Raw genomic sequence first — 15,567 nt, 5'->3', positions numbered from 1 at the left:
CGTACGCCCGAAGCGAATAGTTCCGTTTCTGGCTCTTTCGTGAAGAGCGCCACGCGCGCGCGGGGGACTCACTGCATCGGCTGATGCCAACTCCCTTCCCCCATGAGAAGTTCGGCGGCGTGCCGGTCCACCCGGGTGGCCCGAATGGAGTAGTGTTGCGAGCCCTGGGTCCGGTCTCCAGCCAGGGTGTCCGGGGCCAGCCAGGACCGCCGGGAGGGGGATCGCTGCACAGGGTGATCGAGTTGGTCACTTAGCGTTGCGAATCGGTAACCGTGCCATAACGGCGATCCAGGGCCCATGCCCGACACGCCGGGCAACTCGGCAAGGTTGTGGCAGGCTGCACCCGGGCAGGCCACACTCGACTAGCGGAAGCAGCGACGCACGTGACGTCGGCAGGCACCACCCGGGAGGTCCCCATGCCCGAACTGCGTGTCGTGGCCGTCAGCAACGACGGCACACGGCTGGTGCTGAAAGCTGCGGACAGCACGGAGTACACGCTTCCGATCGACGAACGGCTGCGCGCCGCCGTGCGCGGCGACCGCCCGCGACTCGGACAGATCGAGATCGAGGTGGAGAGCCACCTCCGCCCCCGCGACATCCAGGCCCGCATACGTGCCGGTGCCAGCGCGGAAGAGGTCGCCTCGCTCGCCGGCATCCCCGTCGACCGCGTCCGCCGCTTCGAGGGCCCCGTGCTCGCCGAGCGCGCCTTCATGGCCGAGCGGGCCCGGAAGACCCCCGTGCGCCGTCCCGGCGAGAACACCGGACCCCAGCTCGGCGAGGCCGTCCAGGAGCGACTGCTGCTGCGCGGCGCCGACAAGGAGACCGTCCAGTGGGACTCCTGGCGCCGCGACGACGGCACCTGGGAGGTCCTGCTCGTCTACCGCGTCGCGACCGAGCCGCACTCCGCGAGCTGGACGTACGACCCGCCCCGGCGGCTCGTCCAGGCCGTCGACGACGAGGCCCGCGCCCTGATCGGCGAGACCGACGACATCGCGGCGCCCGAGCCCAGCTTCCCGTTCGTGCCGCGCATCGCCCGGCTCCCCCGGGACCGGCCGCTGGACCGCGCCCTGGAGCGCCCCGGTGGACCCGTGCCCGAGACCGACCAGGAGCCGGCCGCGCCCGCCGCCGTCGCCGAGCAGGAACGCGACTCGCTCACCAGCCTCCTGGAGGCCGTGCCGAGCTTCCGCGGCGACATGGTCGTCCCCGAGCGCCCCGCCGCGGCACCCGCCGAACTGCCGTCCGCACCGGCGGAGGAGCCCGAGCAGGAGCCGGAGGCCGAGGAGCCGCCCGCGACCGCCGCGTCAGCCGGTTCCGCGTACGCGGACGTCCTGATGCCGCGCGCCGTGGCCAGCCACCGCGACCGCCTCGTCGGCTCCACCGACCGCCAGGCCGAGGCCGACGGCGTCCGCCCCGGCCGCCGCGCCGCCGTGCCGAGCTGGGACGAGATCGTGTTCGGCACCCGGCGCAAGAAGCAGGAGTAGCGGCGCCCGGCAGGACCGACCGGCGCGGGGTGCACACGACATCAGCCCGCGCACGCCGGTCCGAGCGACCGAGAGCATGGTGAAGGGCCTGTACGCGACATGCGCACAGGCCCTTCACTCGTCCGCCACAACTCGCTCCGGGTGGCGCCCGCGCACAGCGAACGACTCACCGCGCGCGGCACCGACGCACAGCGAAAGCGCCAGGTCTCCCGACACGACCCGGCCCGCGACGCCGGGCTACTGCGGCTCGGACCCCGTCGCCACCGGACGCTCCGGGTCCGACGACCACTCCGACCACGAGCCGACGTACAGCGCCGCCGGGACGCCCGCCACCGCGAGGGCGAGGACCTGGTGGGCGCCGGAGACGCCCGAGCCGCAGTACACGCCGACCTCCGAAGTGCCGGACGCCCCCAGGGACTTGAAGCGGGCCGCCAGCTCGTCGGCGGGGAGGAAGCGGCCGTCCGCCGCGACGTTCTCCGTGGTGGGCGCCGAGACCGCACCGGGGATGTGGCCGCCGACGCGGTCGATGGGCTCCACGTCGCCGCGGTAGCGCTCCGCGGCTCGGGCGTCCAGGAGCAGGCCCGAGCGGGCCAGGGCCGCCGCGCCGTCCGCGTCCACGCGGCCCACGGACTCCGGGACCGGCGTGAACGTGCCCGCGACCGGCGCGGTCACCTCGCCGGACTCCAGCTCCCCGGTCCACGCGGCCAGCCCGCCGTCCAGGACCCGCACCTCGGGGTGACCCGTCCAGCGCAGCAGCCACCACGCGCGCGCGGCGGCCCAGCCCTGCCCGCCGTCGTACACGACGACCGGCCGGTCCGCCGAGACCCCGGCCGCCCGCATGACCGCGCCGAAGTGCTCGACATCCGGAAGCGGATGCCTGCCCCCGGCGCCCGCCGCGCCCGCGAGGTCCGCGTCGAGGTCGACGAAGACCGCCCCGGGGACGTGCCCGGCCGCGTACTCGGCCCGCCCGTCGAAGGGCGGCTCCCCGGCCGCCTTGGCCGTACTCAATTGCCAACGGATGTCGAGCAGCACTGGCGGGTTCTCGCCCGCCAGGTCGCTCGCGAGTTCGGAAGCGGAGATGATGGCATTCATGGGCCCCATCCTTGCGCACGGGGTGGCCGCCGCGCTCAGCTCCGGATACCCTGCTCGGCCGGACCACGCCCGGACACGCGGCGTACGGAGACGGGCACGCCGCGTACCGCAGATGGACACAACCGTGCAATCGCTCATTAACGGATGAGAAATGGCAAATCGGGCATCCTCCGCGAGGGAGCCCGCGAGCGCGGCGCGGCCGGGGCGCGCCGGGCACCAGGTGATGCGAGCATCTGCACGGGCGGGCAGACGCACGGCGAAAGCACGTGCGTTCGGACAGCGAATCGAAGCGGAATCGAAGCGGAGTGGCATCGGCTGGGCGACGACGGATGACAGCTAACGGACAACAGGTGTCAGAGCTCGAACTCTGTTGGCCGTGATCCGTCGCCGCCGGGCTGTCGAAGTCACGAGGGCCCGAGGAGAGAGTGACGATGACCGAGGCACGGTGGCCGGACGACGGACGCGCCGAGGGCGCGCGGTGCACACCCGGCACGCCCTGCTGGGTGAGCCTGATGGCGCACGACCTGGCTGCGACCCAGGAGTTCTACGCGGCGCTTTTCGGCTGGACCTACGAGCCCGGGCCGCAGCAGCTCGGCCCCTATGTGCGGGCGCTGCTCGACGGCTACGAAGTGGCGGGAATCGGACAACTGCCGGCCGACCGCCATCTGCCCATCGCGTGGACCCCGTACCTGGCGTCGGACGACGCGGGCGAGGCCGCCGAGACGGTGCGGCACTGCGGCGGCACGGTCGGCGTGGGGCCGCTGGACGCGGGCGAGGCCGGGCGCATGGCGATCGCGTCGGACCCGGCGGGAGCGGTGTTCGGCATCTGGCAGGCGTCGTCGCACCTGGGCACGGCGGTCGCGGGCGTGCCGGGCACGCCGACCTGGAACGAGCTCCTGACGCGCGAGACGGAGGAGGTCGCGAAGTTCTACCAGACGCTGTTCGGCTACACCGAAAAGGCCGCCACAAGGCCGGGGTTGGACTATCTGACGCTGCGCCTCGACGACGTCCCGGTGGCGTCCGTGCGCGGTGTCGGGCAGGAACTGCCGGGCGACCGGGGCGCGCACTGGATGACGTACTTCGAAGCGGCGGACGTGGACGCGTCGGCGGAGCGGGTGGTCGAGCTCGGCGGCCATGTGATCAGCCCCGCGCAGGACGGTCGGTACGGACGGATCGCGACGGTCGCCGACCCCGAGGGCGCGGTCTTCACACTCATCCGCTCGGAGCATCCGCGCGCGAGCGGCTAGGGCCCTAGGACCGCTCCAGGGTGTCGACCGGCAGCACGTCGGGGGACAGCGCGCCCGCGCGCGCGGAGGCCGCCGTCATGCGGCGCCGGTAGTGACGGCGGCACAGCACCTCGTAGCCCACTTCGTCGGACGCCTGATTGACGTCGCCGACGACGATCTGGGCCCCCTCGACGACCATCTGGCCGCCTATGGTGCGGGCGTTGTGCGTGGCGCGGGCGCCGCACCAGCACAGGGCCTCGACCTGGAGGACCTCGACGCGGTCGGCGAGCTCGACCAGGCGCTGGGAGCCGGGGAACAGCTTGGAGCGGAAGTCCGTGGTGATGCCGAACGCGAAGACGTCCACGCCCAGATCGTCGACCACGCGCGCGAGCTGGTCGATCTGCTCCGGCGCGAGGAACTGCGCCTCGTCGGCGATCACGTAGTCGGCGCGGGCGCCGCGCGAGAGGTGGTCGACGAGGTACGCGTAGACGTCGAGGTCGTCGGCCACCTCGATGGCCTCCGTGACCAGGCCGAGCCGCGAGGAGAGCTTGCCCTCCCCCGCCCGGTCGTTGCGCGCGAAGATCATGCCCTGCAGACCGCGTGCCGAGCGGTTGTGCTCGATCTGCAGCGCGAGGGTGCTCTTCCCGCAGTCCATCGTTCCGGAGAAGAACACCAGCTCAGGCATGGGGGGTTGAGCGCCTTTCGGTGGGTGCGCGAGGAGGTGCGCGGGGGCGTACGAGAAGGGGTGCCGTCCGTGACGTACACGTCAAGAAGCAGCTAGGAGCGTACTTCGAGGAGCGGTACGAGTTGTTCGGCGGGGGTCATCGAGCCGTGGTTGCCGACCATCGCGGACTCCCTGGGCTCTCGCTGGGAAGCGGTGATGAGGACGTCGGCGTGGGCGGCGGCGACGACGTCACCGATGCGCCCGTGGACGCGTTCGTCGACGCGCGGGCCGAACCAGCCCGCCGCGATCGCCTCGTCCCGGCTCGCCACCCAGAACTGCTCGCCGAGCACCTCGCGCCAGACGGTGAGGACGTCGGCCTCGGCACCGGGGACCGCGTAGACGTGCCGGGCGCGGCCCTCGCCGCCGAGCAGGGCGACTCCGGCGCGCAGCTCCCAGTCCTCGTCGAAGTCGATGCGGGAGGCGTCGTCGAAGGGGATGTCGAGCATGCCGTGGTCGGCGGTGACGTACAGGGCGCTGCGCGGCGGGAGCTGTTCGGCGAGGCGCTGCACGAGCCGGTCGACGTACATCAGCTGGCCGCGCCAGGCGTCGGAGTCCACGCCGAAGCGGTGGCCCTTGCCGTCGACTTCGGCGTAGTACGTGTAGACCAGGGTGCGGTCGGCGGCGGCGAGCTGCTCGGCGGCGAGGTCCATGCGGTCCTCGCCGGAGAGGCGGCCGCGGAAGGTGCCGCCACTGAGGGCGATCTTGGTGAGCGGGGTGTGCTCGAAGGTCGGCGAGGACACCTGGGCGGTGTGGATGCCCGCGTCGTGGGCGCGCTGGAAGATCGTCGGGTACGGCTGCCAGGCGTGCGGGTCGGTCCAGGGCTTCCAGCGGAGCTGGTTCATCAGCTCGCCGCTGTCGGGGTTGCGGACCGTGTAGCCGGGCAGGCCGTGGGCGCCGGGCGGCAGGCCGGTGCCGACGGAGGCCAGGGAGGTCGCCGTGGTGGCGGGGAAGCCCGCGGTGATGGGCCGGCCGGTGCCACCGCGCGAGGAGCCGAGCAGCGAGGTCAGGAACGGGGCTTCGGCGGCGTGGGCGCGCAGCTGCTCCCAGCCGAGGCCGTCGATGAGGAAGACGCAGTTCCGGTCGGCCGGGGCCAGCTCGGGGATGAGCGGGGCGAAGCCGTCCACTTCCTGGTGGGCGACCAGGGTGGGCAGCACGTCGGCGAGCGATCCCGTGCCGTACGCGGGCAGGGGTGCGGAATCGAGGGCGAGCGGCTGGATGTCGTCCCAGGCTGGATGCCCCATCAGCGGCCGGTGTCCGTGCCCGCCGCGGTGGCCTCGGAGAGTGCCTGGGCGAAGGCGAGGGTCTGGCGGACGGTGTCCGGGCCGTCCCCGGCCTCGCTGACGCGCAGGCTGAGGTCGTCGGCCGTGGAGCTGCCGGTGTAGCCGTGGTCGGCCTCGCAGTTGGGGTCGCCGCAGGCGGCGGGCTCCAGGTCGATGCGGGAGACGGCGCCCCAGCCGATGGTCAGGACGACCTCGCGGGGCAGGGATCCCGGGACGTACTTCTCCGGGTTGGCGACGACGCGGCTGACGACCACGGACGAGATCCGGCCGATCTTCACGGACTCGGTGGAGGTGGTGGCGTACGGCGTCGGGGACGTGGAGTCGGCCGCCTGCTCGTCGGTGTGGCTGACGATGAAGCGGGTGTCCGTGAGCACGAGGACCGTCACGTGGCGGCGGACCTCGTTCGCGTCGAACGTGGTCTCCTGGTGGACCAGATACGACCCGATGGTCTCGCCGCCGATCGCGGCCTCCACCGCCTCGGCCACGAGGGCCGGGTAGTAGCCGCTGCGCTCGATCGCCGCGCGCAGCCCCTGGGTCGTCGTACCGGTCTTTGCCATGCCGCCCATCCTACGGCCCGGCGCCTGGCCCAAGGTGCCCAGTGGCCGCCCGGGCACCCCTTGTGTGCCCTCGTCGGCCACGCGCGCGGGGCGTTCGGCGGGGCCACGGGCGCGCGCCGTCAGTACGCGGGCAGGGTGCGCGGGCCCAGGTCGTCGCGGGCGGGCGGCGGGGCGAGGCGCACGGCCGCGCTGAGCACGGAGAGACCTTCCTGCGCGACGACCACCGGCTCCAGTGAGACGGTGACCACTTCGGGGTGGTCGTCGACGAGCCGCGAGAGGCGCATCAGGAGCTCTTCGAGGGCGGGGGTGTCCACGGGGGCAGAGCCGCGCCAGCCGAACAGGAGCGGGGCCGTCCGGATCGATCGGACGAGATTGCCCGCCTCCCGGTCGGTGACCGGAATCAGCCGGTGGGCGGTGTCGCCGAGCAGCTCGGAGGCCGCTCCGGCGAGCCCGAAGGACAGCACGGCGCCGGCGACGGGGTCGTGGCCCGCGCGCACGACGGTGTCCACGCCGCGGGCCACCATGGCCTGCACGACGGGGCGCAGCTCGGCGGGCCTGCCGAGGGTGTGGGTCAGTTCCCGGTAGGCGCGCCGCAGTTGGTCCTCGTCGGCGAGGTCGAGGCGGACGCCGCCGAGGTCGGGGCGGTGGCGCAGATGGGGCGCGGTGGTCTTGAGGGCGACGGGGTAGCCCGCATCGCGCGCGGCGCGGACGGCGGCGTCGGCGTCGGGAGCGGGCAGCGCGCGGTGGACGCCGATGCCGTACCGCGCGAGCAGGTCGTGGGCGTCGTCGGCGTCGAGGGTGACGCCGCGGACGTCGTCGGCCTTGGCCAGGAGGCGCTCGATCAGCTCGCCCGCGCCCTGTTCGTCGATGTCGTCGTACTCCGGCACCTTGCCGGGCTCGGCGATGTCGCGCCGCCACTGGGCGTACTTGACGGCTTCGGCGAGCGCGCGGACGGCGCGCTCGGCCGCGGGGTAGGCGGGGATGCGTTGATGGGGCGGGGGGTCGGCCCGGAGGGTGGGGGCCGGCGGTTCCGCCGCGGGCGCGGGTGTGCCGGGGACCGCTTGGGGGCGTGGTGGGGTGGCCGGGCGAGGCGGGTGGGAGGGGCGGGGCGGGGGTGTCGGTGCCGAGGGGTCGGCAGGGGCCACCGAGTGAGCCTCGCCCTCCTGGTCCACCTGGTCCTCCTGCTGGTCCACCTGGTCCACCTGGTCCACCTGGTCCACGATCGCCGCCGCCCGCGGCCCCGTGCTCGCCGCCGCCGACAGCGCCTTCGCCAGGCCGCCCAGCTCCACGTGGACGACCGTGACCGGCTTCGTGGGGCAGCTCGCCGCGGCGGCGCGCAGGGCCGTCGCCAGGGACTTGTCCTCGCCCTCTCGGGTGGACTCGCCGAGGGACGGGATGACGGTGACGACGACCGCGTCGGAGCCCTCGTCGGCCAGGGCGGCGGCGAGCGCGGTGCGGAAGTCGTCCGGGGAGGCGGCGGTCGTCAGGTCGAGGGGCGGCAGCGGGCGCAGGCCCTCGGCGACGCAGGCGTCGTACGTGAGCAGGCCGAGCGACTCGGAGTTGCCGAGGATGGCGACGCGGGGCCCGGCGGGCAGCGGCTGCCCGGCGAGGAGCAGTCCGGCGTCGACGAGTTCGGTGACGGTGTCCACGCGGATCACCCCGGCCTGCCGGAGCAGCGCCGACACCGTGGCGTGCGGGAGGCGGGTGGCGGCGCCCGCGTGGCCGGTCGGCGCGATGCCGCTGTGCCGGGCGCCCTGGACGACGACGAGGGGCTTCACGGCGGCGGTGCGGCGGGCGAGACGGGTGAACTTGCGGGGGTTGCCGATGGATTCGAGGTACATCAGGGCGACGTCGGTGTCCGGGTCGTCGTACCAGTACTGGAGTACGTCGTTGCCGGAGACGTCCGCGCGGTTGCCGGTGCTGACGCAGGTGGACAGGCCCCACAGGCCCGAGCCGCGGCGGTGCAGCCGGGACAGGAGGGCGATGCCGATGGCGCCCGACTGGGTGAACAGGCCGAGGCGTCCGGCGGGCGGCAGTTCCGGCGCCAGGGAGGCGTTGAGGCGGGTCTCCGGAGAGGTGTTGATGACTCCGAAGGCGTTCGGTCCGATGATGCGCATCCCGTAGGAGCGTGCTTGGCGGACGAGTTCACGCTGCCGTTCGCGTCCTTCGGGGCCGCTCTCGGCGTATCCGGCGGAGATGACGACGAGCCCCTGGACGCCGTGTTCGCCGCAGTCGGCGACGGCCTCAGGGACCCGTTCGGCGGGGACGGCGACGACGGCGAGGTCGACCGGTTCGGCGATGTCGCGCACGGAGCGGTGGGCGGGCACCCCGTCGATGTCGGCGGCCCCTTCGGGGAGTGCGCTGTTCACGGCGTACAGCCGGCCGGTGAACCCCGCTCCCAGGACGTTGCGCAGGACGCCGCGGCCGACGCCGTCCGGGGAGCGGCCCACGCCGATGACGGCGACGGATCCCGGCGCGAGCAGGCGCTGCACGGAGCGGGCCTCCGCGCGCTGTTCACGGGCGCGCTGGACGGCGAGGGAGCGGTCGGTGGGCTCCAGGTCCAGTTCCAGGCGTACGACGCCGTCCTCGAAGCTGCGCTGCTGCTGATAGCCGGCGTCCGTGAAGACCTTGACCATCTTGGTGTTGGCGGGCAGGACCTCGGCGGCGAAGCGGCGGATGCCGCGTTCGCGGGCGACGGCCGCGATGTGCTCCAGGAGCGCGGAGGCGACGCCGCGGCCCTGGTGGGCGTCCTGGACGAGGAAGGCGACCTCGGCCTCGTCGGCCGGCGCGGAGGCGGGGCGGCCCTGGGCGTCGATGCGGTCGAAGCGGACGGTCGCGATGAACTCGCCGCCCACGGTGGCCGCGAGGCCCACGCGGTCCACGTGGTCGTGATGGGTGAAGCGGTGCACGTCCTTGGCGGACAGGCGGGGGTACGGCGCGAAGAAGCGGTAGTACTTCGACTCGTCCGAGACCTGCTCGAAGAAGCTGACCAGGCGGTCCGCGTCGGCGGCGGTGATGGGCCTGATCCGGGCGGTGCCCCCGTCCCGCAGCACCACGTCGGCCTCCCAGTGGGAGGGGTAGGGGTGCCGGTCCGCAGTGGGCTCGGCGCTGTCCGACGAGGTGTGCGCTGGGCCGTCCGCCGGGGTCTGCATGGGGCCAGGGTACGGGTCGCGCGGCCGCCCGGGCCGGGGCAGTGTAGGAGTGGTCGAAGGGCGGCCGGGTAGGGGTCGTACGTCCGTGGCGCGAGGGGACGGACGTCCGGCGGGAGCATCCGGGTCGGCATGAGATAGTGGTCTAGACAAGTGTGAGACACCTGGAAGGGCAGCAACACATGGCTGAGCGCCGCGTCAACGTCGGCTGGGCCGAGGGCCTCCACGCCCGGCCCGCCTCCATCTTCGTCCGTGCGGCCACGGCCGCCGGCGTCCCCGTGACGATCGCCAAGGCCGGCGGCAACCCGGTCAACGCCGCCTCCATGCTCGGGGTGCTCGGTCTGGGTGCGCAGGGCGGCGAGGAGATCGTGCTCGCTTCGGACGCCGAGGGTGCGGACGCCGCCCTCGACCGCCTGGCGAAGCTGGTCGCCGAGGGGCTCGAGGAGCTTCCCGAGACCGTCTAGTGCGCCTGGCGCTCCGTCCGCGGAGAACGCCGCCCGGCACCTGCGCGAAGGGCCCGTCCTGAATCCAGGGCGGGCCCTTCGCGTACCCGGCGCGCATCTCATGACGCATGGGCACATCTCGTGACTCATATGGAGTCGTGCACCTGGCGATTATCCGGCCGTGCACCTCACGCACATTCGGCGCATATTCGGCACGCATTCGACACGTATTCGGCGCACATTCGGCGCGTACTCGAAGCCGAAACAAAGGCAGTGGAATGCCGACCGCGAACACGTCTCTCTTTGTATACGGCGTCGCCGTTAATTCCGCGCGCTCACTGTGTTGACGGCATGTTGCGAATCCCTCACACGCCCGGCGCGGGGGCCGGTCCGCGGCCGGTGCGCGGTGGCGGCCCGTTCGGCGTGCAGCACGGTGAGGGCGCGGGCCCGCTCCGCGTCGCCGCGGGCCACGGCGTCGACGACGGCGGCGCGCTCGGACCAGGTCTGCGCGGGGGCGGCCTGGGGCTCCGTGCCGTACATCCAGGCGATCTTGTGGCGGAGCTGGGTGAGCAGGGTGATCAGGCCGGGGCTCGACGAGGCCTGCGTGAGCGTCTCGTGGAACCAGCCGTCGAGCGAGCGGAGGTCCTCGGTGCCGCCGTGCCGGGAGCGCTCCTTGCCGAGCCGGACGAGCCCGCGCAGGACCTTCAGATGGGCCTCGGTGCGGCGCTGGGCGGCACGGGCGGCCGCCAAGGGCTCCAGGAGCGCGCGGATCTCCAGGAGGTCGGCTGCGTCCTGCTCGGTGGGCTCGGCGACGCAGGCGCCCGCGTGCCTGCGGGTGACGACGAAGCCCTCGGCCTCCAGCGTGCGCAGGGCCTCGCGCACGGGGACGCGGGAGACGCCGTAGCGGCGGGCGAGCAGTTCCTCGGTGAGGCGCGTGCCGCGTTCGTAGACACCGGAGACGATGTCGTCCCGGATGGCCGTGCACACCGAGTGCGCGGGAATGCGCATGACGGACCTCCGCTTTAATGCCCGCGAAACGCGTCGGTCGGCGCGTCGGCCGACGCGTCGAATGGCGCTCGTTCAACGACTCCATGGACCCTGCCGCCATGAACTCTATTGCAGCGGGCCGGATTTTCCGACGGGAGACCGGAATCCATGGATATCTTTTGGCCAAAAGGGCCCGCATACGCAGGAAAGCCCCGGCTCGGGTGAGCCGGGGCTTTCCTGCGTCCGGGAGGGTCCCGGCATCAGGATTCAGACGTTGACGCCGTGCGAGCGGAGGTACGCCACGGGGTCGATGTCGGAGCCGTAGTCCGCGCCGGTGCGGGCCTCGAAGTGCAGGTGCGGGCCGCTGGAGTTGCCGGTCGAGCCGGAGAGGCCGATCTGCTGGCCCGGGGTGACCGCCTGGCCGACCGTGACGCTGAGGGACGACATGTGGCCGTACTGCGTGTACGTGCCGTCGTTGTGGCGGATCACGACGTTGTTGCCGTAGGCGCCGCCCCAGCCGGCCTCGACGACGGTGCCCGCGGCGACCGCCTGGACCTGGGTGCCGGACGCGGCGTGGAAGTCGACGCCGGTGTGGCTGCCGGAGGACCACATGGCGCCGCCGGTCTTGTAGCCGGTGGAGACGTAGCTGCCGTCGATCGGCGAGACGTAGGAGCCGAGGCGCTTGCGCTCGGCCTCGCGGGCGGCGCGCTCCTTGGCCTCGCGCTCCTTCTGGGCCTTCACCTTCGCGGCGGCCTCGGCCTTCCGCTTGGTCTCGGCGGCCTTGCGCTTGGCCTCCGCGGCATCGGCGCGGGCCTCGGCCTCGGCCTTCTTCTGCGCGGCGGCCTCGACTGCGGCGTGCTTCTGGGCGGCGGCCTGGGCGTCGATCTCGCCGGCCAGGGAGTCGCCGACGGAGATGGACTGGGTGAGGCCGGTGTGCGCGTACTCCGCGGAGCTGCCTTCGGCGGCGAGGGCCGGCGCGGCCAGGCCCGAGATGACTCCGGTGGTGGTGAGCGCGGCGACGCCCGCGGCGCTTGCGGTCGTGCGCGTGATGCGGCTCGGACGGCGGTGCTTGCCGGTCGGGCGGGTGAACGCCATGAAGCGGCTGATCCTTTCCTTCCTTCTCGCCTACCGGGTTAGCTGACGGGTTCGGAGCAGGAAGGTCTCCTACGGGCTCCTCGCCTCGCGGCAAGGGGTCCGATTCACCCCAGGGACGTGTGGGTCCCCGGCTCCCCCGGCTCGCGCCGTACGGGGACTCGGCGATGGCTGTCCGGTGCCGCGGACGCGGCGTACTGCCTGACGGACAGCCGGACCGACGCTAAACGTCTCATCTTTCAATCGACAAACGAATCAGGCCTTTTGTAGCGCACGCCACAGGCCAGACGAGCAACCTCCATGCCAATTCGGACATATGGCAGCATGCAGGGACCCCAGCGGCTTCCTGAGCCACTGGGGTCCCTGTTCTCACGCGATGGTTGCTACCGCTATGTCCGGCTTTACGTCATCAGCGGCGCAGGTCCGTCCCTTTCCGGCAATCAGCCGGTGACCACCGTCACTTCACCGATGCCGAGCGCCTTGACGGGCTCCTCGATCTGCGCGGCGTCGCCCACGAGGACCGTCACCAGACGGTCGTCCGGGAAGGCGCTCACGACGGCCGCGGTGGCCTCCACGGTGCCCGTCTGCGCCAACTGGCGGTACAGGTGGGCCTGGAAGTCGTCCGGCAGGTGCTGCTCGACCTGGTCGGCGAGGGTGGCGGCGACGGCCGCCGCGGTCTCGTACTTCAACGGGGCGACGCCGACCAGGTTCTGCACGGCGACGTCGCGCTCGGGGTCCGTCAGGCCCTCCGCGGCGAGCGTGCGCAGGACCTTCCACAGGTCGTCGAGGGCCGGGCCCGTGTTCGGGGTGTCCACGGAGCCGCTGATGGCGAGCATCGCGGCGCCCGTAGCCCCCTCCGGGGACGTGGGGGCGGCGGAGCGCAGGACCTGGGCGAAGGCGCGCACTCCGTAGGTGTAGCCCTTCTCCTCGCGCAGGACGCGGTCCAGGCGTGAGGTGAGGGTGCCGCCCAGGCAGTACGTGCCGAGGACCTGCGCGGACCACACGCGGTCGTGCCGGTCCGGGCCTACGCGGCCGATGAGCAGCTGCGTCTGGACGGCGCCGGGGCGGTCCACGATGACGACGCGGCCGCGGTCGTCGGCGGTCACCGGGGGCACCGGGCGCGGCTCGGCCGCCCCGCCGGTCCAGGCGCCGAGGGTGTCGGCGAGGACGGCGTCCAGGTCGATGCCGGTGAGGTCGCCGACCACCACGGCGGTGGCCGTCGCGGGGCGGACGTGCCTTTCGTAGAAGGCGCGTACGGCCGCCGAGTCGATCGCGGAGACCGTCTCCTCCGTGCCCTGGCGCGGGCGCGACATGCGCGAGGACGCAGGGAAGAGCTCCTTGGAGAGCTCCTTGGCGGCGCGGCGCGCCGGGTTGGCGGCCTCGTGCGGGATCTCGTCCAGGCGGTTGCGGACCAGGCGCTCGACCTCGCTGTCGGCGAACGCGGGCGCGCGCAGGGCGTCGGCGAGCAGGCCGAGCGCCTTGGGGAGCCGGGAGACGGGCACTTCCAGGGAGACCCGCACGCCGGGGTGGTCCGCGTGCGCGTCGAGCGTGGCGCCGCAGCGGTCGAGCTCGGCGGCGAACTCCTCCGCGGAGTGCTTGTCGGTGCCTTCGGAGAAGGCCCTCGCCATGATCGTGGCGACGCCGTCGAGGCCCTGCGGCTCGGCGTCCAGGGGGGCGTCGAGGTGGATCTCCACGGCGACGAGCTGCTGGCCGGGGCGGTCGCAGCGCAGCACGGTGAGGCCGTTGCCGAGCGCGCCGCGCTCGGGGGCCGGGAAGGCCCAGGGCCTGGCCGTGCCCGCCTGGGGCTGCGGGTGGAACTGCATCGTTGCGGCCTCGGTCACTTCGCCGTCTCCTCGTCTTCCTCGTCGGTGCCGGCGGCGTCTTCCGCGTCCACGGGGCCGGTGGGTTCGTACACGAGCACCGCGCGGTTGTCGGGGCGCAGGCGGGCCTTGGCGACCTCCTGGACCTCGTCGGCGGTGATGTCGAGGACACGCTGGACGGCGGTGAGGGCGAGCTGGGGGTCGCCGAACAGGACCGCGTACCGGCACAGTTCGTCCGCGCGGCCCGCGACCGTGCCGAGCCGGTCGAGCCACTCGCGCTCCAACTGGGCCTGGGCGCGCTCCATCTCCTCCGGAGTGGGGCCCTCCGCGGCGAACCGGGCCAGCTCCTCGTCGACGGCGGCCTCGATGACGGGGACCTCCACGTCGCCGGACGTCTTCACGTCGAGCCAGCCGAGGGAGGGCGCCCCGGCGAGCCGCAGCAGGCCGAATCCGGCGGTGACGGCGGTGCGGTCACGGCGCACGAGGCGGTTGTAGAGCCGCGAGGACTCGCCGCTGCCGAGGACCGTGAGCGCCAGGTCGGCCGCGTCGCTCGCGCGCGTGCCGTCCTCCGGGAGGCGGTAGGCGGCCATGAGGGCGCGCGCGGGGACCTCCTCCTCGACGACCTCGCGCAGCTCCTTGCCGATGCGCTCGGGCAGCGAGCCGTCGCGCGGGGGCTGCTTGCCGTCGTGCGAGGGGATGGAGCCGAAGTACTTCTCGACCCAGGCGAGCGTCTGCTCGGGGGCGATGTCCCCGACGACCGAGAGGACCGCGTTGTTGGGCGCGTAGTACGTACGGAAGAACTCCCGCGCGTCCTCGAGGGTGGCCGCGTCCAAGTCGGCCATGGAGCCGATGGGCGTGTGGTGGTACGGGTGGCCCTCGGGGTAGGAGAGGGCGGTCAGCTTCTCGAAGGCCGTGCCGTACGGAACGTTGTCGTAGCGCTGGCGGCGTTCGTTCTTGACGACGTCCCGCTGGTTCTCCATCGACTCCTCGTCGAGCGCCGACAGGAGCGAGCCCATGCGGTCGGCCTCCAGCCAGAGGGCGAGCTCCAGCTGGTGGGTCGGCATCGTCTCGAAGTAATTGGTGCGCTCGAAGCTGGTGGTGCCGTTCAGCGAGCCGCCGGCGCCCTGCACCAGCTCGAAGTGGCCGTTGCCGTGCACCTGCTTCGAACCCTGGAACATCAGGTGCTCGAAGAGGTGAGCCAGGCCCGTACGGCCCTTGACCTCGTGGCGGGAGCCGACGTCGTACCAGAGGCAGACCGCGGCGACCGGGGTCAGGTGGTCCTCGGAGAGCACCACGCGCAGGCCGTTGGCCAGCCGGTGCTCGGTCGCTGTCAGGCCGCCGGAGCCGGCCTCGGCTGTGGCCGTGTGACCCATGGGCATGTACGTCCCTTCGATCGCGAAATCCTCGATAAGTGCTGGCAAGTCCTGCCACTGTAAGCAAGGCCTCGGACCCCTGGCGAAGTTCCCGCTCCGCCCTCGGCGTAGTCGGGTTTCGCCCTCGGCGTGATCCGCCGCGGGCCCGGGCGCCGTGGGCCGGGCGGGTGAGCGGTGGAGGCGGTGGGACGGGCGGGGCGCGCGGTCGCTGTCGCGGGGTCGCGGCGGGCGGGGCGCACGGCCGGTACGGGTGCGGCGCGCGGTTGACGCGCGCTCGGGGCCCGCCCACCACCGGGTCGTGGTCGGCGTTGTCAGTGGGACAGTCCACAATGGTCGGCGTCAG

Annotated in this window: 12 protein-coding genes and 1 riboswitch; of the genes, 3 read left to right on the top strand and 9 right to left on the bottom strand. The window is 73.1% G+C overall.

The genetic code is table 11. The features are described 5' to 3' along the window. The first annotated feature begins 416 nt into the window (after positions 1 to 416). The gene (gene sepH, locus AB6L24_RS34880; protein WP_405662113.1) at positions 417 to 1,481 is read left to right on the top strand and encodes a septation protein SepH; all 1,065 of its coding nucleotides are present in this window, start codon (positions 417 to 419) and stop codon (positions 1,479 to 1,481) included. A 237-nt stretch (positions 1,482 to 1,718) separates the two neighbouring features. Here sepH and AB6L24_RS34875 read toward each other — a convergent pair whose 3' ends face one another. Next, positions 1,719 to 2,573: a sulfurtransferase gene (locus tag AB6L24_RS34875; protein WP_405662110.1), complete on the bottom strand. Its 855-nt coding sequence runs from the start codon at positions 2,571 to 2,573 to the stop codon at positions 1,719 to 1,721. Positions 2,574 to 3,004: 431 nt separating this feature from the next. On the opposite strand from AB6L24_RS34875, the gene AB6L24_RS34870 reads away from it, so the two are divergent. Further along, on the top strand, positions 3,005 to 3,820 hold the full coding sequence (locus tag AB6L24_RS34870; protein WP_405662107.1) for a VOC family protein: 816 nt from the start codon (positions 3,005 to 3,007) through the stop codon (positions 3,818 to 3,820). 4 nt (positions 3,821 to 3,824) lie between these two features. Here AB6L24_RS34870 and AB6L24_RS34865 read toward each other — a convergent pair whose 3' ends face one another. The 4 genes from AB6L24_RS34865 to AB6L24_RS34850 form a co-directional block, all read right to left on the bottom strand. Further along, entirely contained in the window at positions 3,825 to 4,484 is a 660-nt protein-coding gene (locus AB6L24_RS34865) for a thymidine kinase (RefSeq protein WP_405662105.1), read from the bottom strand. 92 nt (positions 4,485 to 4,576) lie between these two features. Next, positions 4,577 to 5,764: an alkaline phosphatase family protein gene (locus tag AB6L24_RS34860; RefSeq protein ID WP_405662103.1), complete on the bottom strand. Its 1,188-nt coding sequence runs from the start codon at positions 5,762 to 5,764 to the stop codon at positions 4,577 to 4,579. After that, positions 5,764 to 6,360 (bottom strand): DUF5998 family protein, encoded by a 597-nt coding sequence (locus AB6L24_RS34855; RefSeq protein ID WP_380860305.1) that lies wholly within the window; start codon positions 6,358 to 6,360, stop codon positions 5,764 to 5,766. Before AB6L24_RS34855 ends, AB6L24_RS34860 begins: the two co-directional genes overlap by 1 nt. Positions 6,361 to 6,479: 119 nt before the next feature. Next, positions 6,480 to 9,512: a GNAT family N-acetyltransferase gene (locus AB6L24_RS34850; protein ID WP_405662101.1), complete on the bottom strand. Its 3,033-nt coding sequence runs from the start codon at positions 9,510 to 9,512 to the stop codon at positions 6,480 to 6,482. Between the two features lie 179 nt (positions 9,513 to 9,691). On the opposite strand from AB6L24_RS34850, the gene AB6L24_RS34845 reads away from it, so the two are divergent. Next, positions 9,692 to 9,973: an HPr family phosphocarrier protein gene (locus tag AB6L24_RS34845; RefSeq protein ID WP_030357341.1), complete on the top strand. Its 282-nt coding sequence runs from the start codon at positions 9,692 to 9,694 to the stop codon at positions 9,971 to 9,973. Between the two features lie 300 nt (positions 9,974 to 10,273). On the opposite strand, the gene AB6L24_RS34840 is transcribed toward AB6L24_RS34845, so the two are convergent. The 4 genes from AB6L24_RS34840 to AB6L24_RS34825 all read right to left on the bottom strand — a co-directional run bounded on the left by AB6L24_RS34840 (position 10,274) and on the right by AB6L24_RS34825 (position 15,230). Then, a complete protein-coding gene (locus AB6L24_RS34840; protein WP_405662098.1) occupies positions 10,274 to 10,960 on the bottom strand; it encodes a GntR family transcriptional regulator in 687 nt (228 codons plus the stop codon). Positions 10,961 to 11,206: 246 nt separating this feature from the next. After that, complete coding sequence (locus tag AB6L24_RS34835) at positions 11,207 to 12,034, bottom strand: M23 family metallopeptidase (protein WP_405662097.1); 828 nt, start codon at positions 12,032 to 12,034, stop codon at positions 11,207 to 11,209. A 13-nt stretch (positions 12,035 to 12,047) separates the two neighbouring features. Then, positions 12,048 to 12,208: riboswitch (cyclic di-AMP (ydaO/yuaA leader) on the bottom strand. 263 nt (positions 12,209 to 12,471) lie between these two features. Further along, complete coding sequence (locus tag AB6L24_RS34830; protein WP_405662094.1) at positions 12,472 to 13,872, bottom strand: M16 family metallopeptidase; 1,401 nt, start codon at positions 13,870 to 13,872, stop codon at positions 12,472 to 12,474. Continuing rightward, positions 13,869 to 15,230 (bottom strand): M16 family metallopeptidase, encoded by a 1,362-nt coding sequence (locus AB6L24_RS34825; RefSeq protein ID WP_405663537.1) that lies wholly within the window; start codon positions 15,228 to 15,230, stop codon positions 13,869 to 13,871. The genes AB6L24_RS34830 and AB6L24_RS34825 overlap by 4 nt, the downstream gene beginning before the upstream one ends. Between the last annotated feature and the right edge of the window lie 337 nt (positions 15,231 to 15,567).

Source organism: Streptomyces sp. RK9, from assembly GCF_045070545.1.
GTDB classification, from domain to species: Bacteria; Actinomycetota; Actinomycetes; order Streptomycetales; family Streptomycetaceae; genus Streptomyces; species Streptomyces alboflavus.
The sequence above is the reverse complement of the archived record's forward strand: the minus strand, read 5'-3'. Positions and strand labels throughout refer to the sequence as shown.

What these genes read in the sequence shown, in the direction of transcription:
- AB6L24_RS34865 (WP_405662105.1), bottom strand. Translation starts at nt 4,484, where the DNA reads ATGCCTGAGCTGGTGTTCTTCTCCGGAACGATGGACTGCGGGAAGAGC.
- AB6L24_RS34835 (WP_405662097.1), bottom strand. Translation starts at nt 12,034, where the DNA reads ATGGCGTTCACCCGCCCGACCGGCAAGCACCGCCGTCCGAGCCGCATC.
- AB6L24_RS34860 (WP_405662103.1), bottom strand. Translation starts at nt 5,764, where the DNA reads ATGGGGCATCCAGCCTGGGACGACATCCAGCCGCTCGCCCTCGATTCC.
- AB6L24_RS34855 (WP_380860305.1), bottom strand. Translation starts at nt 6,360, where the DNA reads ATGGCAAAGACCGGTACGACGACCCAGGGGCTGCGCGCGGCGATCGAG.
- AB6L24_RS34870 (WP_405662107.1), top strand. Translation starts at nt 3,005, where the DNA reads ATGACCGAGGCACGGTGGCCGGACGACGGACGCGCCGAGGGCGCGCGG.
- AB6L24_RS34845 (WP_030357341.1), top strand. Translation starts at nt 9,692, where the DNA reads ATGGCTGAGCGCCGCGTCAACGTCGGCTGGGCCGAGGGCCTCCACGCC.
- AB6L24_RS34875 (WP_405662110.1), bottom strand. Translation starts at nt 2,573, where the DNA reads ATGAATGCCATCATCTCCGCTTCCGAACTCGCGAGCGACCTGGCGGGC.
- AB6L24_RS34840 (WP_405662098.1), bottom strand. Translation starts at nt 10,960, where the DNA reads ATGCGCATTCCCGCGCACTCGGTGTGCACGGCCATCCGGGACGACATC.
- AB6L24_RS34825 (WP_405663537.1), bottom strand. Translation starts at nt 15,230, where the DNA reads ATGCCCATGGGTCACACGGCCACAGCCGAGGCCGGCTCCGGCGGCCTG.
- AB6L24_RS34850 (WP_405662101.1), bottom strand. Translation starts at nt 9,512, where the DNA reads ATGCAGACCCCGGCGGACGGCCCAGCGCACACCTCGTCGGACAGCGCC.
- sepH (WP_405662113.1), top strand. Translation starts at nt 417, where the DNA reads ATGCCCGAACTGCGTGTCGTGGCCGTCAGCAACGACGGCACACGGCTG.